The organism is Lysinibacillus agricola (assembly GCF_016638705.1).
GTDB classification, from domain to species: domain Bacteria; phylum Bacillota; class Bacilli; order Bacillales_A; family Planococcaceae; genus Lysinibacillus; species Lysinibacillus agricola.
Map to the genome: position 1 here is coordinate 2847203 of NZ_CP067341.1, position 24838 is coordinate 2872040.

At 36.2% G+C, this 24838-nt stretch carries 23 protein-coding genes, 1 pseudogene and 1 riboswitch; of the genes and pseudogenes, 9 read left to right on the forward strand and 15 right to left on the reverse strand.

The window, feature by feature from the left end; translation table 11 throughout:
- The first annotated feature begins 399 nt into the window (after positions 1–399).
- Positions 400–675: a YqhV family protein gene (locus tag FJQ98_RS13685; RefSeq protein ID WP_053593467.1), complete on the forward strand. Its 276-nt coding sequence runs from the start codon at positions 400–402 to the stop codon at positions 673–675.
- 141 nt (positions 676–816) lie between these two features.
- Here FJQ98_RS13685 and FJQ98_RS13690 read toward each other — a convergent pair whose 3' ends face one another.
- From FJQ98_RS13690 to FJQ98_RS13705, 4 genes are read right to left on the reverse strand one after another with little or no spacing between them, the layout of a single operon-like run.
- The gene (locus tag FJQ98_RS13690; RefSeq protein WP_053593466.1) at positions 817–2304 is read right to left on the reverse strand and encodes a sodium:solute symporter family protein; all 1488 of its coding nucleotides are present in this window, start codon (positions 2302–2304) and stop codon (positions 817–819) included.
- Position 2305: 1 nt separating this feature from the next.
- Positions 2306–2512, reverse strand: coding sequence for a DUF3311 domain-containing protein (locus FJQ98_RS13695; protein WP_053593465.1), 207 nt, complete (start codon positions 2510–2512; stop codon positions 2306–2308).
- Positions 2513–2542: 30 nt separating this feature from the next.
- A complete protein-coding gene (locus tag FJQ98_RS13700; protein WP_053593464.1) occupies positions 2543–3832 on the reverse strand; it encodes an amidohydrolase in 1290 nt (429 codons plus the stop codon).
- Positions 3829–5052, reverse strand: a complete 1224-nt coding sequence (locus tag FJQ98_RS13705) for a MalY/PatB family protein (RefSeq protein WP_053593463.1) — start codon at positions 5050–5052, stop codon at positions 3829–3831. Before FJQ98_RS13705 ends, FJQ98_RS13700 begins: the two co-directional genes overlap by 4 nt.
- Positions 5053–5274: 222 nt before the next feature.
- Between FJQ98_RS13705 and FJQ98_RS13710 the strand changes: the two genes are divergently transcribed.
- Positions 5275–5754, forward strand: coding sequence for a MarR family winged helix-turn-helix transcriptional regulator (locus FJQ98_RS13710; RefSeq protein WP_053593462.1), 480 nt, complete (start codon positions 5275–5277; stop codon positions 5752–5754).
- 205 nt (positions 5755–5959) lie between these two features.
- Here FJQ98_RS13710 and FJQ98_RS13715 read toward each other — a convergent pair whose 3' ends face one another.
- The 3 genes from FJQ98_RS13715 to FJQ98_RS13725 form a co-directional block, all read right to left on the reverse strand.
- Complete coding sequence (locus tag FJQ98_RS13715; RefSeq protein ID WP_053593461.1) at positions 5960–6883, reverse strand: alpha/beta hydrolase fold domain-containing protein; 924 nt, start codon at positions 6881–6883, stop codon at positions 5960–5962.
- A 758-nt stretch (positions 6884–7641) separates the two neighbouring features.
- Complete coding sequence (locus FJQ98_RS13720; protein ID WP_053593460.1) at positions 7642–8013, reverse strand: TetR-like C-terminal domain-containing protein; 372 nt, start codon at positions 8011–8013, stop codon at positions 7642–7644.
- A gap of 166 nt (positions 8014–8179) precedes the next feature.
- Entirely contained in the window at positions 8180–8767 is a 588-nt protein-coding gene (locus FJQ98_RS13725) for an SCO family protein (RefSeq protein WP_053593459.1), read from the reverse strand.
- A 589-nt stretch (positions 8768–9356) separates the two neighbouring features.
- Here FJQ98_RS13725 and FJQ98_RS13730 point away from each other — a divergent pair.
- The 5 genes from FJQ98_RS13730 (at position 9357) to FJQ98_RS13750 (ending at position 13994) form a co-directional block, all read left to right on the forward strand.
- On the forward strand, positions 9357–9692 hold the full coding sequence (locus FJQ98_RS13730) for a DUF485 domain-containing protein (protein WP_053593458.1): 336 nt from the start codon (positions 9357–9359) through the stop codon (positions 9690–9692).
- Positions 9693–11246 (forward strand): solute symporter family protein, encoded by a 1554-nt coding sequence (locus FJQ98_RS13735; RefSeq protein ID WP_053593457.1) that lies wholly within the window; start codon positions 9693–9695, stop codon positions 11244–11246. It begins immediately after the preceding gene.
- Positions 11247–11742: 496 nt separating this feature from the next.
- Positions 11743–12081, forward strand: coding sequence for a DUF485 domain-containing protein (locus tag FJQ98_RS13740; protein ID WP_053593456.1), 339 nt, complete (start codon positions 11743–11745; stop codon positions 12079–12081).
- Between the two features lie 8 nt (positions 12082–12089).
- A complete protein-coding gene (locus FJQ98_RS13745) occupies positions 12090–13634 on the forward strand; it encodes a solute symporter family protein (protein ID WP_053593469.1) in 1545 nt (514 codons plus the stop codon).
- A 177-nt stretch (positions 13635–13811) separates the two neighbouring features.
- Positions 13812–13994 (forward strand): hypothetical protein, encoded by a 183-nt coding sequence (locus FJQ98_RS13750; RefSeq protein WP_053593455.1) that lies wholly within the window; start codon positions 13812–13814, stop codon positions 13992–13994.
- Positions 13995–14030: 36 nt separating this feature from the next.
- Here FJQ98_RS13750 and FJQ98_RS27205 read toward each other — a convergent pair.
- The 6 genes and pseudogenes from FJQ98_RS27205 to FJQ98_RS13780 all read right to left on the reverse strand — a co-directional run.
- A pseudogene (locus tag FJQ98_RS27205) lies at positions 14031–14198 on the reverse strand (Loki-CTERM sorting domain-containing protein); the annotation flags it as partial.
- A gap of 138 nt (positions 14199–14336) precedes the next feature.
- On the reverse strand, positions 14337–15086 hold the full coding sequence (locus FJQ98_RS13760) for a TatD family hydrolase (protein WP_053593454.1): 750 nt from the start codon (positions 15084–15086) through the stop codon (positions 14337–14339).
- Complete coding sequence (locus FJQ98_RS13765; protein ID WP_053593453.1) at positions 15076–15825, reverse strand: ABC transporter ATP-binding protein; 750 nt, start codon at positions 15823–15825, stop codon at positions 15076–15078. Before FJQ98_RS13765 ends, FJQ98_RS13760 begins: the two co-directional genes overlap by 11 nt.
- Positions 15803–16573 carry an ABC transporter permease gene (locus FJQ98_RS13770; RefSeq protein ID WP_053593452.1) on the reverse strand — a complete coding sequence of 257 codons (771 nt, stop codon included), beginning with the start codon at positions 16571–16573 and terminating at the stop codon, positions 15803–15805. The genes FJQ98_RS13765 and FJQ98_RS13770 overlap by 23 nt, the downstream gene beginning before the upstream one ends.
- On the reverse strand, positions 16573–16863 hold the full coding sequence (locus tag FJQ98_RS13775; protein WP_053593451.1) for a thiamine-binding protein: 291 nt from the start codon (positions 16861–16863) through the stop codon (positions 16573–16575). Before FJQ98_RS13775 ends, FJQ98_RS13770 begins: the two co-directional genes overlap by 1 nt.
- Before the next feature lies 1 nt (position 16864).
- Positions 16865–17860, reverse strand: a complete 996-nt coding sequence (locus FJQ98_RS13780; protein WP_053593450.1) for an ABC transporter substrate-binding protein — start codon at positions 17858–17860, stop codon at positions 16865–16867.
- Positions 17861–18033: 173 nt separating this feature from the next.
- A riboswitch (TPP riboswitch) is annotated at positions 18034–18144 on the reverse strand.
- A gap of 196 nt (positions 18145–18340) precedes the next feature.
- On the opposite strand from FJQ98_RS13780, the gene FJQ98_RS13785 reads away from it, so the two are divergent.
- Together FJQ98_RS13785 and FJQ98_RS13790 are read left to right on the forward strand one after the other, a co-directional pair.
- Entirely contained in the window at positions 18341–18847 is a 507-nt protein-coding gene (locus FJQ98_RS13785) for an RNA polymerase sigma factor (protein WP_053593449.1), read from the forward strand.
- Entirely contained in the window at positions 18832–19746 is a 915-nt protein-coding gene (locus FJQ98_RS13790) for a sigma factor regulator N-terminal domain-containing protein (RefSeq protein ID WP_053593448.1), read from the forward strand. The genes FJQ98_RS13785 and FJQ98_RS13790 overlap by 16 nt, the downstream gene beginning before the upstream one ends.
- Positions 19747–20026: 280 nt before the next feature.
- On the opposite strand, the gene parC is transcribed toward FJQ98_RS13790, so the two are convergent.
- Positions 20027–22459: a DNA topoisomerase IV subunit A gene (parC, locus tag FJQ98_RS13795; RefSeq protein WP_053593447.1), complete on the reverse strand. Its 2433-nt coding sequence runs from the start codon at positions 22457–22459 to the stop codon at positions 20027–20029.
- Positions 22456–24432 (reverse strand): DNA topoisomerase IV subunit B, encoded by a 1977-nt coding sequence (gene parE / locus FJQ98_RS13800; RefSeq protein WP_053593446.1) that lies wholly within the window; start codon positions 24430–24432, stop codon positions 22456–22458. The genes parC and parE overlap by 4 nt, the downstream gene beginning before the upstream one ends.
- Between the last annotated feature and the right edge of the window lie 406 nt (positions 24433–24838).

A 24838-nucleotide genomic window follows, 5' to 3' on the forward strand; every position in this document is an offset into this window, starting at 1 on the left:
TTTCTACCTGCACTTTTACCCACTTGTTTTGTCCTTCTAGTACCTCAACTATAGTATTTTTAGAAATTTCAGTTCCATGATCAGGTCTTTATTGTCTGTTTGTTCCTGTTCTTATATAACTTCCCTTACATATCACACCTAAATCATAAGCCAAATAATGATTTAGATTTTCGATAATTTTTTTGTATTTCTGGAATTGTGGAATGTTCAGTTATACTAGATTGAATCTTATTAATTGTCTTTGTACTATAGAAACATTGAAAAAACTGTATACTTCAATAGAATATTTAACACGAATCATACATATTTTGATTATAGTACTTCATGTAATTATCCTAAGGAATGATGGAAATATAAGAGAATTCGTTTTTTATCGCAAAAATTATCTATAAAGATTGGATGATGATAGTTATTGATAAATCGCTTCTTGCTATGGTTATTTTACGCGTATTGTCTGGAAGTATTGAGGTAAGTGCTGGATTGTTGATGCTAAAGTTAAATAGTTTAGAAAAAGCATTCTATATTAATACAATGCTTGCTTTAGTTGGTCCAACAGTTTTAATCGTAACGACGGCAATTGCATTATTCGGACTAGCTGATAAAATTTCTGTGCCGAGAATGATTTGCCTATTTACAGGAATTACGCTTATTTTTGTTAGCGTAAATGTTAAGTGATAATAATGTTGCTAAAAAAGCTTCTCATTTGGATTAATAGTAATTTGAACTGATAAAAATAGAAAATCTCTCCTTGAGAATATGGTCAAATTGATTTTACGCTTTTCGTAACATTGGAATTTTCAAATAAAACAAATGATACTATGAAATGTTTTCTACTGTTTTCTTATTTGTAGTTTCATCATTTTTTACAGCTACTTTCCTAGTAAACGCACTAACAATTAAACTTACTAAAATATTTACAGTCAATGCAAGGAAACCAATGTTGATATCTTGTATATAGGATGGCCAGCTTGGGAACAGCTTACTTAGATGAGCTCCTGTAGCTGCTTGCCAACCTACAATCGAAACTCCCACAATAATCCCAGCAGACACACCTTGTACAGTTAATGGATTTTTCTTCATAAAGTTACTTACAACTGCTGGTACAAATTGAGTAACTAGACCATATCCCATTAAAAATAATAACGTAATTGCTCCACCACCGCTAAAAGTAAAGTAAAGTGCAATAAGTGCAATCACAGGAACTGAATAGCGAGCTATGATAGCAATTTGTTGATCGGTAGTTTGAGGACGAATAGGTTTTAGAACATTTTTTGCAAATAATGTAGCTGCAGACATCAAAATCAATGAACCCGGAACAATCGCAGTTAATAACCCTGCTGCTCCAATAAAGCCAACGATGACTGGATTAAATGTTTGCGTAGAGATTTTAAATAAAGCTAAATCCACTGCGCCCCCTTCTAACCCTGGAATTTGTAAAATTGCTGCTGCTCCAGCAAATAGAATAAATAATAAAAATAACGCATAGATAGGAAGCATAATCGCATTTTTTCTTAGGGCATTTCCACTTTTCGCTGAAAAAGTAGCAACAAATGTATGCGGCCACATATAAAACCCTAACGATGTTAACATGATTGTTGAAATATACCATGAGGCACTAAAACCTGAGTCTGGAAGCGTTAAAAACCCTGGTTTAACAGCTTCAATTGCTTCCCACATTGGTTGAATACCGCCATAATAATGAAAAGGTAAGTAAATACCAAGGAATAACACAACACCAAGAATAAGAAAATCTTTAATAACAGCTGTCCAAGCCGAGCCATGAATTCCGGAAACCATAACATAAACAATCATTGCAATTGTGCCAATCCAAATTGTTAATTTCGGATCAATTGCTCCATAGGAAGCTTCAGAAACGATAATGCCTAGACCTTTTAATTGAATGACTAAATAAGGAATTAAAGCTGCTAACCCTACAATGGCTACAAGTGTGCCGAGAATTTTACTATTATATGCCTTTTCAAAAAAATCAGATTGTGATAATAGACTATGTTTCTTTCCATAAGCCCATATTTTAGGTGTCAACCAGTAAGCAATGACATAGTTCAGCATCGCAATATTGAAAAATGCTACTCCACCTTTTCCGTACATCCAACCACTTACCCCTAAAAAGGCATTAGTTGTATAAATTTCACCAGCCATTAATAAGAAGATGAAGATAGATCCAAATCCACGGCCTCCAACAGTCCATTGTTCTAGGCTCATATCTTTGCCTCTACTTGCCATAATGCCTAAAAGTAAGGCAATACCTAAGAAAATTGCAATGATTCCAACTGAAATTATCATATTATTCCGTCTCCTCTTTTGCACTAGGATTTATACGATGAACTATAATCATTAAACCTGTTCCTAAAAAGATCCATAAAACCATCCAAAATAATAGAAATGGGAGGCCCAAAATATATGGTTCGGCACTTTTAATAAAAGGGATTCCTAAAGGCATTCCAAAATATGCAATGAACGTGAGCAAGTAACAGAGCTTTTTTCGTGTCATTTTCCCTATCTCCTTTGTATTCAATGAAATTTATTCATTTATTAATTGCTGGAATCCGTTATCAATAAATAGCCTATTTATATCTCTTTTATCAGGAGTAAAATGAACTTGGTTTTCACTATCTAGAAAATCAATTGTGTATTGTACAGTAGCCGCCACACCTAGTTTTAAAGCATTTTCATCTAAGTCAAAGTAAACATTATGGTGTTCGGCCCCAATCCCTTCTTCGAGGTTTTGTATGCCAACGAATGCAAACACACCTGGGAAGTATTTTTCATAAAACGCAAATGATTCTGATGCCATCCAAGCAGGGATTGAATGTAAAGCATCTGTACCAATTGCATTTTTCACAGCATCAATCGCAATTTGTGCACATTCTTTTTGATTGTAGACAATTAAGTCCGATTCTTTAGGCTCTGTAATAAATTCATAAGTGCAATTATGCAGGTCACAGACTTTTTCTAGGATTCTCTTAAATTCTTTTGCAGCATGGGCACCTTGGTTATAATCTAAATATCTGGCTGTTCCTGAGAACTGTAAATTTTCTGGAATAATATTCGCTGCGGAACCCGAATTTATCGTTCCAATTGAATAGGTAATTGTTTTAAAAGGATCTAGAGTATTTAACCTCATCGCTCTTAAATTATTATAAAAATCGGTAAAACAGTCTAATGGAGCAACTGACAAATCTGGTCTTGAACCATGTCCACTTTTTCCTTTTATTAAGACATCAAAAACAAAAGAAGCTGCCATTCTTGGACCTGGTTCAACAGATATTTTCCCAGTGGGAAGATCAGATTTTAAATGGATACCCCAAATTCCGTCTCCTCCAATTTCGTGTAATCGTTTACAGAGATTATAAATTCCTCCGCCCATTTCTTCCCCTTGTTCAAAAGCTAGTAGCACTCTTCCTTTCATTTTGTCTTGGTGCTGAGTTAAGATTTTCGCTACACCTAAAAGCATCGCTGTATGTCCATCATGCCCACAAGTATGAGCAGCTTGATCAGACTCAGAAAATACTACTTTTTTCTTTTTTAAATTATTTTCCTCTTCCTTCATCGGCAGTGCATCTAAATCTGCCCTAAGAATTAAAGTTTTTCCCGGTTGTTTCCCTTGAATATAACCAATAATTCCGCCATTAGGGACAATTTCGTAATGAATGCCTAATTTAGATAACTCCTCTGTAACCACTCTCATTGTTCGTATTTCTTGTAATCCGATTTCAGGATGTCTATGGAGATCTCTTCTTATCTCAATTACATAATCTTCTATTTCTTTTGCAGCTTTTAATGCATTAAGCTCAAATTCTATTGTTTTCATTTTCTACACACCTCTTCTAATTGATTTTTAGATTCTATTTCTTGAAATTCTAAAGCGATTCTTTCAAGTGCTACTTTTATAAGTGGTCTTGGTGAAGGGATACAGATTCTTTGGAAGTCTTCTCCTTCAATTCCAAACAAGTGACCATCCTCAAGTAAAACATTGGCTTTGTTATAGATACGATCATGAACCTCTTGAGCTGGAAGACCATATCCACTAAAGTCCATCCACATCACGTATGTTCCTTCCGGAATCCTAACTTTGACTGTAGGCATTTTTTCAGCTAAGTAATTTTTCACATACGCCATTGTGTCGTCCATATATTCTGTTATTTGCTCTAACCATTCTTCTCCTTCGTTATAAACAGCTATAAGAGCTGCAATTGTAAACGGTGATGGTAACTGCATTCCCATTTTGTCGCTAAAGATTTTTCTAATTTCAGGATTTGAAATAATCACATTTGTACAGTGCAGACCTGCAACATTAAATGTTTTATTAATGGCTGTGCACGTGATAATATGATCCGTACTGTTTGCAACTTTTGCGATTGGTATAAATTTTTGGTTTTTTCTAATGAGATCTCCATGAATTTCATCAGCTACAATAATTACATTATTTTTCGCACAGATATCTGAAAGCGTTTTCAACTCCTCGTATGTTAAAACTCTTCCAGTCGGATTGTGTGGACTGCAGAGAATGAACATTGTTGTATTTTCATCTTTTGCTTTGTCTTCAAAATCCTCAAAATCAATTGTGTAATACCCTTCAGCATCACATTTCAACGCATTATTTCGAACAACTCTTCCATTTCCTTCTATCGCAGCTGTGAACGGCGGATAAACAGGACGTTGAATAATGATACCTTCACCAGGTTTAGTTAAAGCTTGTACAGCTATATTCAAGGCATGTACTGTTCCAGGGCTATATACAATCTCTTCTCTTTTGATTGTCCAATCATGTCTCTTTTTAAACCAATGCTGAATTGATTCAAAGTACTCATCTGGAAAAACAGAATATCCAAAAATACGATGATCAACTGTTTTATGTAGTGCGTCTATCAATGGTTGCGGTACGGGTAAATCCATATCTGCTGTAAATAGTGGAATGGTCTCATTGTCATACCTTTCTGTATAGCCCATTGTTTTGATTAAATCTTCGCCATCCCACTTTAAGGAATATGTATTTCTACGATTAACCACTTCATCAAAATTATATTTCAATACTTCTCCCCCTCTTGTTGTGTTCAACTTTCTACTTAATAGCAATTTTCGACACGTTTAGATTAAATTTTTCTCAGTTTAACACCTTAACTGTAAAATCGTCAATTGAAATTTCTGAATATTTCTAAAATTAATCAGATTCTAAACAAAGGTTAATTATAGATTTCCTATATGTTAAAATTAAATTAAATTTACTACCAATTATGGGGAGGGGGATGCATTGTGGATAAAGAGAAGGTTTTTTATGAGCTAATGGAAACGATTTACGAGACATCTAGACTGATTAGTTCATATGAAAATATTCCAAGAAAATATGGCACAGAGGATGAATTATATATGATAGAAGTTCATACACTCAACTTAATTGGAGACCAAGTAAAAACTACTACTTCTGAAATTGCAGAAATTAAAAATTGTACAAAAAGTGCTGTTTCTCAAATGGTTGATAAACTAATTAAAAAAGGTTTAGTAATTAAATATAGAAATGTAGACAATTATCGAGAATTGAATATTGAGTTAACACCAAAAGGCAAAATAGTTTATGAATATCATAAAAATCTAGATTTAGAGGAATATCGGAGTCATTTGAGGAACCTTGAGCAATTTACAACTGAAGATTTTCAAAAGTATATAACAGTCTTAAACTTAATCAATCAAAGAACACAAAGCGTGCTTAATGACAAAAAATCAAAGGTGTATTAATTATCCTTGCTACTCTACACTATTGGATAATATAGAAAAAAAGGAGTGTCTCAAAGTCTAAATTTGAACTTTGAGACACTCCTTTTTTACGTTATAAATTGCTGTCATTTTTGTGCGAATATGGTCATAGCCTATTTTAGAATCTCTACCTCTTGTTTTCCCTCCTTGTGGCCGCTTCTGCAGCAATTCCCCTCATTTCTTTAAATTAACTAAGTATATTTATAATTTTCTGTTGAGCATCTTGAGCTTCAGGAATTGGCATAACAACAAACACATGATTCATTTTAGGATAAACAAAGGTATTGATTTCAATTTTCTGTTCTGTTAGTTGTTCATCCAGTCTTATTGCATCTGGATATAAACATTCATGTGTTCCAATAAAATGAGTAATCTTCCCAAGTCCTTTAAAGTCACCGTATATTGGACTAATCAACGAGTCTTTTAAATCTTTATCAGCTGCCCAAATCTTTGTAATGACTTCCATTCCTTCACTAGCTAACATCGGATCCTTTTCTTCATATTCAGATATAAGAGGATTTTCAAAACTCATATCTACACATGCTGATAATAAAATAATATCTTTCGGTTGAGGCAAATTGTTCATTTTTAAAAGATGAGCCAGGCCAAGTGATATATTTGCGCCCGCAGAATCTCCCATAATCGTTAATTGATTCGAACTTTCAACAGTTGCAAGCATTTCTTTATATAGGTTTAGAATTTTTGGATAGGTATCTTTATAGTTGAAATGAGGTACTTTAGGATAAATAGGAGCAATTATTTTCGCGTTCAAAGATTGCGCCATCTTATCCAAGAACCACCAGTGAAAATTTAAAGGTTGATTCGTCCAAGCGCCACCATGTATATAAAGAATAACTTTTTGTTTCAGGGACTCTTGGTCATTTAATGTGAAAACCTGTATGCCCTCAAATGCCCGCTCCTTAACATCACTTAAAAATTGAACATCATCCCCTATAACATATGGTTTCCTATTTTCAGTTCCCATTTGCTCTACAAACTGTTTAGTGTTTTCAATACTAGAAAAACTCTTTTTATTACTTTCGGAAGTTAACCATTTTTCAAATTGAACACTTTCTTCAGAACGTTCTCCGTTATATATTTCTAGACTCATCGTTAATTTTCTCTCCTTTAAACGTTTTTATTGTTCATCTTGTTGTTTCATAATATAGTATGATTTGAAATAGCCTTGTATCGCTTTATCAAAAGTATTTAACAAGTTGGATAGAATGTCTTCATTGAACGAAGGCGTTTAAAAACCCTTTTCCATCTCATATAAAAAGTGAACATGGGCCTCCATTACAACTATTATAACAGATATATTCCCTAAATTTTCCTATTTAACACCTAATAGCCATGTTTCTTTTAATTGTAGTTGCTCAAATTCTTTACGTTCCTGTATGTAATCGGCTTACTTCCCCATTAGCTCGAATTTTTATAAAGTTAAAAATTAGAACAAATGTTCCTTTACCCGTAAAATTAGCATTTTTCTTGAAAACTTTTTAAAAAGACAACGAGCTAAGATAATTTTTCGCGTTGAAAGTATAATGCAAACTTACCCAACCATACCTAGTCTTCTATGAGTTTCGTGTTCCTATGCCTGTGCTTTGCCTACAGCTTCCTTCTGATTCCACATCACCACAGACACCCTTGCTATTGGCTAACCACTACTTTTGTCTTCCCGCTTCTGAACCTTCCACCCTACAGTTCCTACGTATGCCGAGCGTATAATGAAAAAGAGACTAATTTCTTCGCCTCTAACGATATTCCCAAAAGCTAAATATTCTTTTATATAGGGGTAGCCCTCGATTTGTTGTTTCAATTATGCCCCACTGTCTTTTCTTTCGACTATAAACAAACAGGAAGAACGTTTTATTTAAAAGTATATGACTGAAATCCTTGTATCATCATTCGGCTAACAGATGCGTTTAGTTCTTCTAAAGTGCATTCAAATTTTCCCGTGAACCAGTCCTGGTATAAAGACATTAGTCCACCTACAAAAAAGTGAACACGGTATATTAACACTTCACGCTCTTCGTTTGACTGTAATGTTTCTTTGTTGCTTATTATTTTCTCTATTAGAACGCCTTTTAATTTCGTTAAAAAGGTAGGTACAGCTCGCGTGCTAATTAACATAAGATAAAACTCTATATCTTGGTCACAAAAGTGAGCTATTTTAATTAAGAAAGGCATAGGGTTTTGAATAAGATCGACTCCTTTAAAACCATTAAGAAACTCAACCATTTTCCCCTTTATTTCATTTTCTATTTCTTCAATGACAGCAAAGATATCTGAGTAATGGGCATAAAATTTTGACTATATTATGTGTAACAGCAATTGAATGTTCATTTATCAATTACAGCCATAAAAAATAACCCAGAAGTTATTCAAACCTCTGAGTTATTACTTTTTATTTAGTTAACGCCTTCATATCTGCCACAATTGTATCAACCGGTACATTTGTATTTCCGTCATAATCCTTCACAACAATCCCATCAGCATTGACTAAGTAATAACTTCCTGTATGTGTAACTTGGTCAGAATTAGGATCATTTACTACTAATGAATTAAATGATTGCCGTGCAAACTGTTCAATATACTTTTGATCATAGCCAGTTAAGAGCTGCCATTTGCTCTCATCAGGCACTGAATACGGTTTTAAATAATTCGTTAAAACATCCGGCTTATCAACCTCAGGATCAACACTAAAAGCTACAATTTGATAGTCTTCCACGCCTTTATCCTGAAGTGCCTTTTGTACCTCTGTCATGTTGAACGTCATTGGTGGACAAATGGAATTACAATTAGTAAAGATGAACATCGCTAACCATGGCTTACCTTTAAAATCATCAAGGCCAACCTGTTCATTTTTTTGATTTGTAACCGAAAAATCCTTTACCTCTATATTCATTTCTGGTTCAAATTTATAACTTCCGCAAGCAGTTAATATGCTACTTAATGCTAGTATCAAAACGAGCATGATACTTTTCTTTTTCATTTATTTGCCCACTTCCCTTCAATTTACCATCGTTGTTTATTGTATAAATTATAGAAACTAAATACAAGATTATGAGCTTATACTTTCAATTATTTATGTCAAACCTTTGTATATTGTATGATATTGGTATATTAATATCCTGTATACCAAAAAAAATTCACACTTTTATAAAAATTAAAAAAAGCTGTTTTTTATTATTTCGATTATTTCCCAAGCCATCACACAATTGTTATATAACAAAGTTTTTTTGCTAATCAAGATCTTCTACCATTTAATGACACGATAATAAATTCCTCAAAATTCTCTTTCGCGTTCAAATTTTCTCCTACATTCAAAATTATTATCACTAAACTATTTTAGGAATATTATTCTTATAGATAATTCCGTTCTCTTTCATACGGATTATTTCTATTAAATCCTTATTATTTCTATGTTATTTCCACATTCTGAAAATGATTAAAAATTATAAAAACTCAAAATTTAGTATTGCATTATAAGAATCTTCCCCATAAAATAAGTGAATATAACGACGAATGAAAAAGAAATATGTCGTTTAAAACAGAAATATATCACTTTAGGGGGAATAATAATGGCAAACATTTCTGGGAACAAAAATATAGAATCAATTGACTATAATGCAATTGAAGCTATGGAATCGTTCAACAAGTTCGTAAAAAAGAAGAATACCTTCCTTTTCTCGATTACAGCAGTTTTTTTAACACTTTATATTTTGCTACCAATCCTTGCTTTCCAACCTGTACTACAACAAAAATTCTTCGGAAATATTACGGGCGTTTGGGTTTATTCAGCTGGATTATTCATTATGACAATCATTCTTTGTACATTATATGTGAAAAAAGCTGCTTCATTCGATAAAGCTGCGGCGGCAGTGCTAGCAGAGTATCACGAGAAAGGTGGAAAATAAATGAACTTAGTATCCGTTGGTTTCTTTTTAGCAATCGTTGGTTTAACACTTGTTGTAACATATATCGCAGCGAAGCGTACGTCTTCTGCAGCTGATTTCTATACAGCTGGCGGCGGTCTTAAAGGTTGGCAAAACGGCTTTGCGATTGCTGGTGACTATTTATCTGCAGCCGCATTTCTTGGGGTGTCTGGTGCGATTGCTTTAACTGGTTTTGATGGCTTTTTCTTCTCTGTAGGCTATGTAGTAGCAAACTTAGTTCTTCTCTATATAATTGCAGAGCCTATGCGTAACTTAGGTCGTTATACGTTAGCAGATATGCTTACTACTCGTTTTAATGAAAAACGTATTCGTGGGGTTGCTGCGTCAGGCACAATTATCATCGTAATCCTTTATATGATCGCACAATTAGTAGGTGCTGGTGCCCTTATTAAACTATTATTTGGTATTGAGTACTGGATTGCGGTTTTAATCGTAGGTGTAATGATGACTACTTATGTATTATTCGGTGGAATGACAGCTACTTCTTGGGTGCAAATTATTAAAGCTAGCCTTCTATTATTCGGGACAGGCTTATTAGCTACATTAGTATTAATAAAATTCGATTTCTCTCTTATGAAAATGTTTGATACGATCGCTGTAGATCACGGTGAGAAATTCCTTGTGCCAGGGATGAAATATACAAGTTCAATTGATTCTGTTTCGATGATGATGGCACTCGTTTTAGGTACATCTGGATTACCACATATTTTAATGCGCTTCTTCACAGTTAAAGATGCCAAAACTGCTCGTTCTTCTATTTCATGGACAACTTGGATTACAGCTATTTTCTTCTCATTAACTATTTTCTTAGGTTTTGGGGCATTAAACTTTGTAGGTATCGATCAAATTCTTGCTGAAAGTAAAGCAGGTAACACTGCAGCCCCACTTCTTGCTAATTTCTTGGGCGGTGATGTGTTAATGGCATTTATCGGTGCAGTAGCATTCGCAACCATTTTAGCCGTTGTTTCGGGCTTAGTTTTAACAGGAGCTTCTGCCATTTCCCATGACATTTATGGTGAAATCATTAAAGACGGTAAATTAACAGAAAAGCAACAAGTTGTAGCAGCTCGGACTGGCTCTATTTCTATTGCCATTGTATCCATTATCCTTGCGTTATTTGCGCAAAACTTGAATGTATCATTCTTAGTATCCTTTGCATTTTGTATCGGAGCTTCAGCAAATTTACCAGTTATTCTTTACACAATATACTGGAAAAAATTCAATTCAACAGGTGCTATAGCAGCCATGGTGACTGGTTTAGTATCATGCTTAGTGTTAGGTGCAATGGGACCGAATGTATGGAGTCCTGTTGAAGGTGCAGCTATCTTCGTTGGCAATCCTATCGTACCTTTAGCAGTCCCAGCAGTCATTACGATTCCACTTGGCTTTATCGCAGGTTACTTAGGCTCTGTGCTATCTTCTAGCAAAGTACCACAGGAAGAAGCAGATCGTATTTATAAGGAAATTCGCGTTAAAGCAAATACAGGTGTGTCTGTTTCTGATATTTCTCATTGATGGATTTTTACAATCCAAATTATTGCAAAAATATCTATCAATCTTCCTATTCATCTTAATAAAAATATCAAGTCAAAAACTCGATTTTCTATCGGGTTTTTTGATTTTTATTACAAAAAATTTGCTAATTTACTTATTGAACAATACTATTCCCTTTCCAAAAAACAGAAAAAAACCAATTTTCACTAAGTAAATAGTGTTTATTTTTTTGGGGAAAAACAATTCTTTTTTCTAATTTTAACCTTATTTTCCGATCAGAAATCCAGACTTGACCTTACTTTATATATTTATCTGAATTTTCTGAAACATCCTATTTTTTTGGCTTTGTCATGTATATTCTCTTTCAAGACTATTTTTCTGAAAATTATTTTTTCATAATTTTTCTGAAATGTATTGCAATTTTGTGAACTCTCTCATAAAATGAAGATGTGAATTCACTAAACTAGCGAAATTAAGTCTTTAAGCAGTAAAAATAAACACAAAATGGGGAATGTTAATGGCGAACAATCAAGCAAACAAGGGCGTCGTGATTGACTATGATGCAATTGCAAATCAAGAATCATTTAAAGCACTTGTACGAAAAAAGAATTCATTTCTTTGGTCAATGACTGCAATCTTTTTAGCAGCATATATGTTGCTACCAATTCTTACTTCGTACACGACAGTACTACACCAAAAGGCATTTGGGGAAATTACTTGGGTGTGGGTATATTCAGCAGGATTATTCATCATGACTTGGGGGTTATGTCACTTATATGTAGCAAAAGCGAACAACTTTGATAAAGAGGCAAAGGCGATTATCGCCGAATACGAGAACGGAGGTGGCCGCCGATGACTAACGGGATGAGTTTTACAGCCATATTCTTCTTCGTAGCCATTGTTGGTTTAACATTAGTTATTACATGGTGGGCATCTAAACGAACTTCTTCTGCAAGTGATTTCTATACTGCAGGCGGTGGATTAACAGGCTGGCAAAATGGACTAGCCATCGCTGGTGACTACTTATCAGCAGCCTCTTTCTTAGGGATTGCCGGAGCAGTTGCATTATTTGGATTTGATGGGTTCTTCTTCTCTATTGGTTATTTAGTAGCTTACTTAGTGGTGTTATACATCGTTGCTGAGCCATTACGTAATCTTGGTAAATTTACATTAGCTGACATGATCACAGCGCGTTTCAATAGCTCTAAAGTTCGTGGTACAGCAGCTTTAAGCACTATTACAATTGTATTATTCTACATGATTGCACAACTAGTTGGTGCAGGAGCACTTATTCAATTACTTTTAGGAATCGATTATTGGATTGCGGTTTTAATCGTAGGCGTTATGATGACAACTTACGTACTATTCGGTGGTATGACTGCAACATCTTGGGTACAAATTATTAAAGCTTGTCTTTTAATGTTAGGTACTGTCATTATTTCATTCTTAGTATTAAAAGAGTTCGGCTTTAGCATTACAACGATGTTTAAAGAAATGGGAACTGCTACTGATAGCGGTGCAGCTTATCTGAATCCAGGTCTTAAATATACAAATGGTATTGATACTATTTCAATGTTAATCGCTTTAGTATTAGGTACAGCTGGTCTTCCGCATATCCTAATGCGCTTCTTTACAGTAAAAGATGCGAAAACTGCTCGTTCCTCAGTTATTTGGGCTACTTGGATCGTAGGTATCTTCTACGTACTTACTATCTTCTTGGGCTTCGGCGCAGCTAAATTCGTTGGTAAAGAAGAGATTATTTCTGCAAACGCTGCTGGTAACATGGCTGCTCCACTTCTTGCAGAAGCACTCGGTGGCGATATCCTATTCTCATTTGTGTGTGCAGTAGCTTTCGCAACAATCTTAGCGGTAGTAGCTGGTCTTGTACTTTCTGGCGCATCTGCCCTATCACATGATATTTACGGTCAAATCATTAAAAAAGGTAAAATTACAGAGAAAGAGCAAGTACTTGCAGCTCGTATCGGTTCAATCACAATCGCTATTATTTCAATTCTTTTAGCGCTTGGTGCACAAACATTAAACGTAGCGTTCTTAGTATCACTTGCATTCTGTATTGCAGGTTCAGCCAACCTACCTGTAATCATCTATACAATCTACTGGAAACGCTTTAATACAGCTGGTGCTGTAACGGCGATGTTAACAGGTTTAATCTCTGCTTTAGTACTCGTTGCAGTTTCACCAAACCTCTGGAATCCAGTTGAAGGAAAAGCAATTTTCGTTGGTGAGCCGTTAATTATGTTAACAAACCCAGCTTTAATCTCTGTGCCACTTGGCTTCCTTGGTGGTTTCATTGGAACATTACTTTCTAAAGAAACAAACGATGCGAAATATCGTGAAGTGGATGTTAAAGCAAACACAGGTATTTCTGTACAGGACGTATCTCACTAATAATATGACAACCACCTCGTAAGTTACATACTTACGAGGTTTTACTTTTTCTTGGCTCATCACCAAAAGTTAAGGATAACATTTGTTAAAACGTACATCTTGTATATAAGCAACAGTCGGAACGAAAATCAACCCCACATTATGGTATATTCACAATAACAATTGGAGGTAATGATAATGACGCAATCAAAAGCAAAAAAGAAGCGCATGCATGTAAAGCGCACTAAAGGGAAGGATGTTGAAAAAAATCGCCAAGTCTCCCCTTTTAGTACACATGAACGGGTGACAAAAACTAAAAAAGAAAGCATTGAACAAAAATTTACAAAGTATAAAAAACACAACCACTCTGAGGATTATTAGTGGTTGTGTTTTGTTTCTAATGGAATATCTTGATGGTTATAAGTAATTAGTTTTGGAATAATCAGAGCAAAAGGCAAATGATTTCCATTTTTCATTTTTTCTTCTAATTAGGTAGAGACTTATAAAGCCAGTAGCTGAAATCAAAATATCTAGCTGGAAAAATGACCAATTCCATATAACTAATAATTCATTTTGATAATCCTGATATAAATACTCATTTAGTTTTCTTCATTAACTTCCTGAAGCGAAGCCATGTTTCTGTTTTAGCATACTCCATCAATCGATAAAGCCCTCCAATATAGACTTCTATAAATATCTTTAAGAGAACAGCTGTGTTATTTGTTATAAATTATAAAATGTTGTCGTATTTCTTGTGAGGATGTGTGCCGCTTCCTGTGTTGTAAGCCCCTTGATTGAAGCAATAACCTCAATGGAATGATCCATCATCCAAGGAGACGTTCGTTTATTATCAAAAGGACCTTCGAACGGCCATGGTCCATCTGTTTCTACCATCATCAGCTCGATTGGATATTTTTTTATAAGCTGTTGAATCTCCCGCTCATACGTACAATCAGGCGTAACGGAAATAAAATACCCATTATGAATCATCCGTTCAATCACTTCCTCATCGCCTTTAAACCAATGAAAATGAGCTTTCGTTACATGATGTTTTTCAAGTAAATTACAAGCAATAGCCGCATCCTCATAAACTGCGTGTAAAACAATTGGTTTATTTAATTCCTTTGCCAACACAATAAAACGTTCTAACAGTGCTTCATAAGGACGCTCATCAATCGCCTTCTCCTGCCTCAAATAATAAGGTAACCCTACCTCGCCAATTGCCACCATTTCATGAGCATGTTGGTGTATCCAATCGAATAAAGCATCTTCCTCCACTTTACTAGGTAAAGCTTGTTCAGGATGAAAGCCAAACGCTGCCTTTACCTTTGTATAGGCTTTCGACAACATCAACGTTTTCTCACACGATTGAAGGTTCATGCTAACGGCAATCACATGTTCAGCTTCCTCTAACAAAGCTGGTATATCGTTTTCCTTATACTGATCTAAATGAATATGTGCATCAATCAACATTCGCCTCATCCTTTTCTTCTTTTAAATACGTGAATAACTGTTGTTTTAATGCCGTAAATGTTGCCGAATGTCTAATTTCTTCTTGTCGCGGCCTTGCAAAAGGTACAATCACTTCCTTTTTAATTGTAGCTGGCCGTTTCGTGAGTACAATGATACGATCAGCTAAAAAGAGAGCTTCCTCAATACTATGTGTAACGAACAATATAGATTTTCGATCTTTCTCCCATATCGATAAAAGCCACGCCTGCATTTCAAGCCTTGTAAACTCATCAAGCGCAGAAAACGGCTCATCTAAACATAGAATGGGCTTATTACTGACAATTGCACGTATAAACGATACTCGCTGTTGCATACCGCCTGACAACTCATTTGGATAGGCATTTTCAAATGAAGCAAGCCCCACTTTGTCTAACCACTCCTTGGCAAGTTTCACATTTGGTTTATGGTGAAGCTCCTCGACAATCGTGACATTTTCTACGATTGTACGCCATGGTAATAAGCATGGCTGCTGAGGCATATAGCCGATCGTTCCTCTTTTTTGCTGGATATCTGTGCCGTTTAATAAGATAGCTCCCTTATCAATAGAAGAAACACCACCAATTAATTGAAAGAGCGTGCTTTTTCCACTTCCTGACGGACCGATGATCGCAACAAATTCCCCGTCCTTTACCTCAAAAGATAAATTACGAATGACCGGAAGGGAATCAAAGGATTTATCAATGTTTTGAATACTTAGCATGTAGCCCTCTCCCCTTCACAACTAGCTTTTCCAATACTCGAATACCGCTAAATAATAGTAAACTTAAAAATATAATGGCAAAAATCGCTACAAACACACGATCTGTTCGAAATGAAGATTGTGCCAATGTCATATAGACACCTATCCCCTTTTTCGCTCCTAGCCATTCAGCAATAACAGCCCCCATAACGCTATAGGTTGCCGCAATCTTAATGCCTGAAAAAATCGCTGGATACGCATAGGGCCATTCAAGCTTCCAAAATGTTTGTGCTTTCGTTGCACCAATCATCTTAAAATAATGCTTCAGCTCAGGTGAGGTTTGACGAAAGCCATCCATTGCCGAAATAACAATGGGGAAAAAGCACACGAGACAAATAATAATAAGCTTTGGCAATAAACCAAACCCAAACCAGATGATTAATAACGGTGCTAGGACGAGCACAGGGACATTCTGTGACATAATGAGAATAGGATAAAATAGCTCCCGAATAAACGTAAAACGATGTAATAACACGGCAACCGTTAGCCCACACAATATCCCAATGGCAAGGCCTAGAAGTGCTAATTGAACAGTTGCTAAAGCATGCGGCACAAACGTGTCATACGATTGAAAGCCCTCCATCAAAATGGCACTTGGCGCGGGCAATAGCCAATGTGGAACGTCTGCAAAGCGGACAATTAGTTCCCATATGAATAAGAGGAAGGCGATAAAAAATATCGTCCTTCCTTGTTTTATTGCTTGCTTCATCACTGATATTTTTCCGTTAAGGTTCCCATTGTAATACCAGTTGGCTGATATAAAATTTTCACTTGCGTAATCACATTAATAGCACCAAGCTCAATCATTTTGTCATTCATTTTTTCAATGATTAGTAGCAAAGTCGATAGTTCACCTTCCATTGTTGTTTCTAGTGGGTGAACTTCATATTTCACCCCTGATGCATCAATAACCGCAATCGCTGCATCGACAAATGGGATCACATCTTCATATTTTTCAGTTTTCGGGATAATTTGTACACTTATTAATGAGTTTGCCATATTACTTTGTCTCCTTTTTTGGTAAAAAGTCATTTGTAAATGCTTGTTCTGCGTTAAATTCGCCCTCTAAAACTTTGTTGCTTTCCATCCATTTCGCGTAGTTTTCCCAAACAGTAAGTTTTTGCTCGCCCCATTGAGGAGCGTCATCTTGATACTTATCTGCTAGCCACTCCTGACCTTTATGCACAAGGTCTTTATCTAAATCAGGTACCGCTTCTAGTAAAATATCAGCTGCCTCACTTGGGTGATTTATCGCATATTCATAGCCCTTTGCTGCAGCAGCGACAAATGCTTTGACTGTCTTAGGATCATCCTTAATCATTTTTTCGTTTGTAGCAAGTACAGGTGTGTAATAATCTAACAGATCACTATAATCTGTTAAATAAAGCATGTTCAGCTTTTCGCCACGAAGTTCTGCTTCAATACCTGTCACTGCATAATAAATCCACGCAAAATCAATATCTTTTTTCATCATTGTGAAGAAATCGATATCGCCTGCATTGACGATATCTAACTTATTAATATCCGCATTTTCTGTTTGCATAAGTGATTGTAGTACTGCTTGTTCAAGCGGTGCACCCCAGCCACCGTATGTTTTACCTTCAAAATCCTTAGGTGACGTAATGCCTTTTGATGCAATGGATGCGAAGCCAGAAGTATTATGTTGAATAATCGCTGCGATCGATACTAAAGGTACATCTTGCACACGTGCCTGTGTAATCCCTTCCTGATAGCTTACACCAAACTGAGCCTTACCAGACGCCACAAGCTGATCTGCACCTGCTTCACCAGGTAATAAAATATCAACATCTAAGCCCTGTTCCTTAAAGTAGCCAAGTTTTTTCGCTACATATAAACCTGTGTGATTTGTGTTCGGTGTCCAGTCAAGAACTACCGAGACTTTTGTTAATTCCTTAGTATCCTTTTTATCCTCCTTTTCACTACAGCCCACTAATGTTAAAAGCGCAGCCAACAGGATCAATAACCATTTTTTCATGCTGAATCCTCCCAGTAAGTAATTTGAAAGTGTTCATGAATGAATGTGTAACCAGAAGAAAGCGTATTCACGGTATGTCTGCACCTAAGCTTTGTGCATACAACAATTCTTGTAACATAAAAAACGCCTAGGAATTCCTCCCAGACGTTTTACAATCAGTATCAAAAATTTTCTTTTTTTGAATAGATGTTCCCTACGCTGGTACGAGCCAAATCAGGTTCAAAGGGTCAGCGTCTATCGGACACAATCTCAGCTGGCAACTACCAGCCCCCCTACATTCTTTCCATATGAACTTTTCGTGATTATTATACCCATATCTATCTGTAAATGACAAGGGTCTCTTTCATGTTAAAGCATTATATTGTCATGTCATTTCAGAAAGCAATGTCAGACATAGCCCTTATCCCAAAATAAACTTTATAATTAAGTGTATACATTTGTGATCACTCATTCGTTGTATAAGAGTAAGGAGGATCAGCAATGAAAAAAGAAAATGAACTAACCTCCTATCTAATCCATTTAGGAGAGGAAGTGTTCAATCTATTACTAGCGAAAGGAGCCAAAAAAGAGGATGCGGAAGATATAATTCAAACCACCTATTATAAAATTTATACGTTGTTAGATAGCCTCACAGAAAGCAATATACGCCCATGGTTTTTTAGAGTTTCACTTAATCAATATATTGACTTGAAAAGGAAAAAGGAGCAGAAAAACATTTACATCACTGAGGAAATATATTCAAAGCTCCAACACACCGATTATCATTTTGAGACATTGCTAAATAAGGATGAAATTTTCTATTTGTTAAAAGACATTAAAAAAGAATATAAAGAAATATTCTTTTTAAAGTATTACTATGATTTTTCATATGAAGAAATTGCTACTTTGTTGGATATTCAAGTAGATAGCGTCAAGCAAAAATTATATCGTGCACGTAAATTTATTCACTCAAAAATAGGAGGTAAACATGAATGGAAACTTCGTTAAATAACGCTTTAAAAAAGGCTAAACGAAAACAACTACTAAAAATTATCATCACTTCAATTATTGTAATATTAATTCTCTTACCCGTCTTTTATAAAACTGGTTCCTACTTTGCAACGGAAAGTTCTAAAAGACTTAAAGAACATCTTTTTTTACATAATGACATTGCAGAACCTAATATTCAAGTCGACTCTCAAGTAACGGTAAGTAATTCATCAATGTTTGGTGGAAACATTATCACAAACCGTTCTAAGAATATTAACGGTTATGTAGTTCAATGGAGCACACTTACAAGTTCATTTGGATGGTTTCGAGGCAAAATTGACAAGAACGAGTTAACACCAGGATTTTATTGGTCTGATACAGAGTTCTATGAGTACGATAAACAGACAAAGACTAAATTTGCGACATTTTATCACCCATCCATAAAAAAATACCATGACGGTGTACAAAACGAACTAGGTGAAATTTCGCAAATGGAGAATCACGTTGCAGAAGTTGCCGTATCTTTTAACAAACCTTATACATTAAAAGAAATACAAGGGAAGATTCCTAGCAATCTAAACATTGTATGGTTGTATATGGCATCACCAATTATGGATGAAAGTAAAGGACCTGCTGGTGTAGAGGTTTATGGATTTGATCCATCCGATTCACCGAGAGAGACCTACGAAGGCTTTATTGATTCACTTAAAGCATATGATGCAAATGAAAATAACGAAACAATCCAGGAGTTTTTAAATTCAAATAAAAATAAACAGTTTGATGAAGTGGAAATTTTAGGGGTAATGCTCACTGGCAAAACAACTAATTTTAAAGCCTTAGAGAATCAAGATTTTATCCGTGGTGCTTCAGTAGGCGCAACTGCACAAATCGTTCCTTATATTAAACCTGAAAAATAGCGTAATGAGAAGTCAAAACCTTAAAAAGCGCGAGAAATCAATTTTAAAATGTTGATTTCTCGCGCTTTTCTGATGTAAAAATTTTTTTGATTTGAAAATATACTTACGTCCCAGCCACTTTCTTTTCTTTAACAACTAGAAGAATATCAATCGTTTTTTTCGTTGCAGTATACCCCACTGATTCTAATATCCTTTTCTACGTAGATTGAAAGCAACAAAATTAACAATGATACATAAAAAAGCCCAGCTCTCAAAAAGAGCATGGGCTAGAAAATTATTTTTATTTTTCTTCTTTTTTGGCCGTTAATACATGTGAAATAGCACCGTCTGTCGCGATATCCACTTTAAAGGAGCCGTTTGAATGGCGATCTGCTCGAGTCAATGCTTGGACATCAATAATCTCTTGCACACCTTTTTCTGTTTCGATGATCAGCTGTTCGTCATTAGTAGCCTTGACTACATCCACGATACGATGTGGATTCGCTTTTAACTCTGTTAACACTTTTAAGCCGCGTTTCGCACGACTAGTTAACTCTACCTCGGCTACATTCATTTTCTTCACAGCGCCACGCTGTGTCACAATCACAACATATTCAGTATCACTAGGCTGTAAGACATTGACACCGACTAAGGCTTCTCCTTCTTTCAGTGTAATCCCTTTGACGCCGCCTGTTTTTACGCCTGTTACTGGTAATTCCTCCATTGGGAAGCGGATTGCATAGGCTGTATCTGTCGTTAATAATAATTCGGCTTCGTCTGTCACGAAATCCGCAAATATCATTTCATCGCCTGACTTGACATTCATCGTTTTAATTGGCTTCGAATAACGTGTTACGGCATAATCTGCTAGAGATGAGCGTTTAATTTGGCCATCTTTTGTAGCCGTTAAGATATACGTATTCGCCTGTTCGAATGTCTCAAAACCGTACACAGCAATAATAGATTCATCTTCTCCAGTCGGCACAATACTTGAAATATGCTGACCAAGATCCTTCCAACGAATATCTGGTAGCTCATGGACAGGCTGATAAATATAATTGCCTCGATTAGTGAATAGCAGTAGATGATGCTGCGTATTTAAGTTTGCTTCATACAATAAATAATCGGAATCCTTCATCGCAAAATCCTGACCATTCGAGGCTGCATGCGAACGTGTAGATGTACGCTTAATATAGCCATCCTTTGTGACAGTCACTACGACTTCTTCACTTGGGACAAGGACATCTAATGTAATTTTGATTTCTTCAATTTCTTGTTCAATTTTCGAACGACGTGGTTCTGTAAAGCGCTTTTTAATGTCGAGCAATTCTTGTTTAATGACACGTACAAGTTTTGCTTCACTATTAAGAATACCTTCAAGCTTGGCAATGAGTTTATTTAATTCGTCCTGTTCATTGCGAAGCTCCGTTATATCTGTATTTGTTAAACGGTATAATTGCAGGCTAACAATTGCCTCTGATTGCACTTCTGTAAAGTCAAACTTAACCTGTAAATTCGTTTTCGCATCTCGTTTATCATTTGAAGAACGAATCGTTGCAATAACTTCATCTAAAATGGACAGCGCCTTAATCAAGCCTTCAACAATATGCGAACGATCTTTAGCCTTTTGCAAATCATAGATGGAGCGGTTCGTCACAACTTCCTTTTGATGGGCAATATAAGAATCCAGTAATAACGGTAATGTCATCATTGTCGGACGACGATTATAGATCGCAATCATATTAAAATTATAAGCTACTTGTAAATCAGTTGTTTTGAACAAGTAATATAAAATACCTTGCCCAGGAACATCTTTTTTCAACTCAATAACAACACGTAAGCCTGTACGATCCGATTCATCACGAATTTCCGCAATTCCTTCAAGTCGTTTATCCACACGCTGCTCATCAATTTTCTTTACTAGATTTGCTTTATTAACATCATACGGCAATTCCGTAATAACGATTTGCTCTTTTCCACCTTTAATTGGCTCAATGACTGCTTGAGCACGGACAATGATTTTGCCTCGTCCTGTCTCATACGCTTTTTTAATGCCATCGACACCTTGAATAATACCACCAGTTGGGAAATCAGGTCCTTTAATAACGGTCATTAATTCATCAACAGTGGTATTTGGGTTATCTAAGCGCATAAGAACACCGTCTAGCACCTCATCTAGTGCGTGAGGAGGGATGTCTGTGGCATAACCAGCTGAAATACCTGTAGAGCCGTTTACTAGTAAATTTGGGAAACGAGCAGGTAAAACAGTTGGCTCCATATCCTGATCATCAAAGTTTGGCACAAATTCTACGGTTTCCTTACCAATATCTCGTAGCATCTCCGCTGCAATCGCAGAAAGTCTTGCCTCTGTATAACGCATCGCTGCCGGTGGGTCACCATCAACAGAGCCATTATTACCATGCATTTCAATGAGCATATGGCGCGCCTTCCAATCCTGACTCATGCGGACCATTGCTTCATATACCGAGCTATCACCATGCGGATGATAGTTACCAATTACATTACCGACTGTTTTTGCTGATTTACGAAATGGTTTTTCGTTCGTATTGCCCTCTGTAAACATCGCATATAAAATACGTCGTTGCACAGGCTTAAGACCGTCACGTGCATCAGGCAACGCGCGGTCTTGAATAATATATTTACTATAGCGACCAAAGCGGTCACCCATTACTTCTTCTAAAGGTAAATCTTGAAACTTTTCCGTACTACTCATGCTTGGTCCTCCTCTTGTTGGATGAATTCATTGTCTAAAATATTCGAATCATCCTCCATACCGAAGTCTACATTAGCTTCGATCCATTTACGACGTGGTTCTACTTTATCGCCCATTAATGTTGTCACACGTCTTTCAGCACGTGCACCATCCTCGATTGTTACACGAATTAATGTACGCGTTTCAGGGTTCATTGTCGTATCCCACAGCTGGTCAGCATTCATCTCACCAAGCCCTTTATAGCGCTGTAATATGTAACCCTTTCCAACTTTTTTAATCGCCTGTTGTAAATCGTTTTCGGTCCAAGCATATTCAAGCACTTCTTTTTTACCAGTACCCTTTGATACTTTATAAAGAGGTGGTAATGCGATAAATACCTTTCCAGCTTCAATTAATGGTCGCATATAACGATAGAAGAACGTTAGTAGCAGCACTTGAATATGCGCTCCATCTGTATCGGCATCGGTCATAATAACGACTTTATCATAGGCTGAATCCTCTACAGAGAAATCTGTTCCAACGCCAGCACCAATGGCATGGATAATCGTTGAAATCTCCTCGTTTTTCATAATATCCTGAAGCTTTGCTTTTTCCGTATTAATAACTTTACCGCGCAATGGTAAAATCGCTTGGAACGTACGATCTCGCCCTTGTTTTGCAGAGCCTCCTGCAGAGTCACCTTCGACTAAATACAGCTCGTTTTTCGCCGCATTTCGAGATTGTGCAGGTGTTAATTTTCCAGAAAGAATCGTACTGCTTTTTTTGCTTTTCTTGCCGTTTCGTGCATCTTCACGCGCTTTACGAGCCGCTTCACGTACTTGCTGCGCACGAATAGCTTTTCGCACAAGAGACGCAGATAATTCAGCGTTTTCCTCAAGCACATATAAAATTTGCTCTGAAACGACACTATCTACTGCTGAACGTGCCTCACTCGTCCCTAGCTTACCCTTCGTTTGACCCTCGAATTGTAGTAAATGCTCTGGTATACGAACAGAAACAATCGCCGCTAAGCCCTCTCGAATATCTGTCCCTTCAAGATTTTTATCTTTTTCTTTTAACAGACCAATTTTTCGAGCATATTCATTGAAAACACGTGTTAACGCTGCTTTGGCGCCTGTTTCATGTGTCCCGCCATCTCGCGTACGAACATTGTTAACGAATGATAGGATTGTTTCTGAATAGCCGTCGTTGTACTGGAAGGCGAACTCTACTTCAATATCGTCTTGAATGCCTTCTACATATTTTACAGGATGGAGTACATCTTTCTCCTCATTCAAATACGCAACGAAAGCTTCAATGCCGTTCTCATAAAAGAAAACATCACTTTTGCCTTCCTCGCGTTCATCAATTAACTCAATTTTTAAGCCTTTTAATAAAAATGCTGACTCACGTAAACGTTCTGCAAGCGTATCATAATTGTATTTTGTCACAGAGAAAATTGTGTCATCTGGTAGGAAATGGACAAGTGTTCCTGTCTGCTTTGTTTGTCCAATTTCTTCAAGCGTGGTCACAGGATGGCCACCGTTTTCAAAACGTTGGCGATACTTTTTACCGTCGCGGTGAATCGTTACTTCTAAAAAAGACGATAACGCATTAACAACTGAAGAACCTACACCATGTAAGCCACCGCTCGTTTTATAGCCGCCTTGTCCGAATTTACCACCTGCATGTAGGACGGTAAAGATAATTTCAGGAGTTGGTTTACCCATCTTATGCATACCTGTTGGCATTCCACGGCCGAAGTCTCGAACGCTGATACTTTGATCTTTATGAATATGGACAATGATATGAGAACCAAAGCCAGCCAGTGCTTCATCTACCGCATTATCTACGATTTCATATACTAGGTGATGAAGTCCACGGCCATCTGTAGAACCGATATACATGCCGGGTCGTTTTCGTACCGCTTCTAATCCTTCTAATACTTGAATGGCGTCATCATTATAGACGCTTGGTGACTGTTTATTCGCCAAAAAAATTCCCTCCAAAAAACAAACGCATGTTCTATTTATGTTCTCTTCCTAATAATAATAGCATTTCCTGTCAATAGCTAGTGACAGGCCCAATAAATTTTTAAAATTTCCTCACAGCTTTGTCGTTTTGAGCTTTTTACCGGAAGAGAAAGTTGCAATAGTTGCTTAATTATGTATCAACTACTATCCTATTCCCTTAAACGCAGTACAGTAAACATTAGTTGCAAAAATTAAACAACATATGGCTAACTTCTGATCATATCTCTTATCGCTGAGGCTTTAATCTTTCCATACAGAAGCATTTGAATATCCACTGAAAAATATACAGGTACATTAATAAATATAAGAAAATGGATTTCTTCTGTTGTTATTCTAGAAATTAAAGATAGACTTCTATTCTACCAAA

What these genes read in the sequence shown, in the direction of transcription:
- FJQ98_RS13745 (WP_053593469.1), top strand. Translation starts at nt 12,090, where the DNA reads ATGAGTTTTACAGCCATATTCTTCTTCGTAGCCATTGTTGGTTTAACA.
- FJQ98_RS13765 (WP_053593453.1), bottom strand. Translation starts at nt 15,825, where the DNA reads ATGCTAAGTATTCAAAACATTGATAAATCCTTTGATTCCCTTCCGGTC.
- FJQ98_RS13760 (WP_053593454.1), bottom strand. Translation starts at nt 15,086, where the DNA reads ATGTTGATTGATGCACATATTCATTTAGATCAGTATAAGGAAAACGAT.
- FJQ98_RS13690 (WP_053593466.1), bottom strand. Translation starts at nt 2,304, where the DNA reads ATGATAATTTCAGTTGGAATCATTGCAATTTTCTTAGGTATTGCCTTA.
- FJQ98_RS13720 (WP_053593460.1), bottom strand. Translation starts at nt 8,013, where the DNA reads ATGGTTGAGTTTCTTAATGGTTTTAAAGGAGTCGATCTTATTCAAAAC.
- FJQ98_RS13735 (WP_053593457.1), top strand. Translation starts at nt 9,693, where the DNA reads ATGAACTTAGTATCCGTTGGTTTCTTTTTAGCAATCGTTGGTTTAACA.
- FJQ98_RS13695 (WP_053593465.1), bottom strand. Translation starts at nt 2,512, where the DNA reads ATGACACGAAAAAAGCTCTGTTACTTGCTCACGTTCATTGCATATTTT.
- parC (WP_053593447.1), bottom strand. Translation starts at nt 22,459, where the DNA reads ATGAGTAGTACGGAAAAGTTTCAAGATTTACCTTTAGAAGAAGTAATG.
- FJQ98_RS13685 (WP_053593467.1), top strand. Translation starts at nt 400, where the DNA reads ATGATGATAGTTATTGATAAATCGCTTCTTGCTATGGTTATTTTACGC.
- FJQ98_RS13715 (WP_053593461.1), bottom strand. Translation starts at nt 6,883, where the DNA reads ATGAGTCTAGAAATATATAACGGAGAACGTTCTGAAGAAAGTGTTCAA.
- FJQ98_RS13790 (WP_053593448.1), top strand. Translation starts at nt 18,832, where the DNA reads ATGGAAACTTCGTTAAATAACGCTTTAAAAAAGGCTAAACGAAAACAA.
- FJQ98_RS13725 (WP_053593459.1), bottom strand. Translation starts at nt 8,767, where the DNA reads ATGAAAAAGAAAAGTATCATGCTCGTTTTGATACTAGCATTAAGTAGC.
- FJQ98_RS13775 (WP_053593451.1), bottom strand. Translation starts at nt 16,863, where the DNA reads ATGGCAAACTCATTAATAAGTGTACAAATTATCCCGAAAACTGAAAAA.
- FJQ98_RS13730 (WP_053593458.1), top strand. Translation starts at nt 9,357, where the DNA reads ATGGCAAACATTTCTGGGAACAAAAATATAGAATCAATTGACTATAAT.
- FJQ98_RS13740 (WP_053593456.1), top strand. Translation starts at nt 11,743, where the DNA reads ATGGCGAACAATCAAGCAAACAAGGGCGTCGTGATTGACTATGATGCA.
- FJQ98_RS13750 (WP_053593455.1), top strand. Translation starts at nt 13,812, where the DNA reads ATGACGCAATCAAAAGCAAAAAAGAAGCGCATGCATGTAAAGCGCACT.
- FJQ98_RS13785 (WP_053593449.1), top strand. Translation starts at nt 18,341, where the DNA reads ATGAAAAAAGAAAATGAACTAACCTCCTATCTAATCCATTTAGGAGAG.
- FJQ98_RS13780 (WP_053593450.1), bottom strand. Translation starts at nt 17,860, where the DNA reads ATGAAAAAATGGTTATTGATCCTGTTGGCTGCGCTTTTAACATTAGTG.
- FJQ98_RS13770 (WP_053593452.1), bottom strand. Translation starts at nt 16,573, where the DNA reads ATGAAGCAAGCAATAAAACAAGGAAGGACGATATTTTTTATCGCCTTC.
- FJQ98_RS13700 (WP_053593464.1), bottom strand. Translation starts at nt 3,832, where the DNA reads ATGAAAACAATAGAATTTGAGCTTAATGCATTAAAAGCTGCAAAAGAA.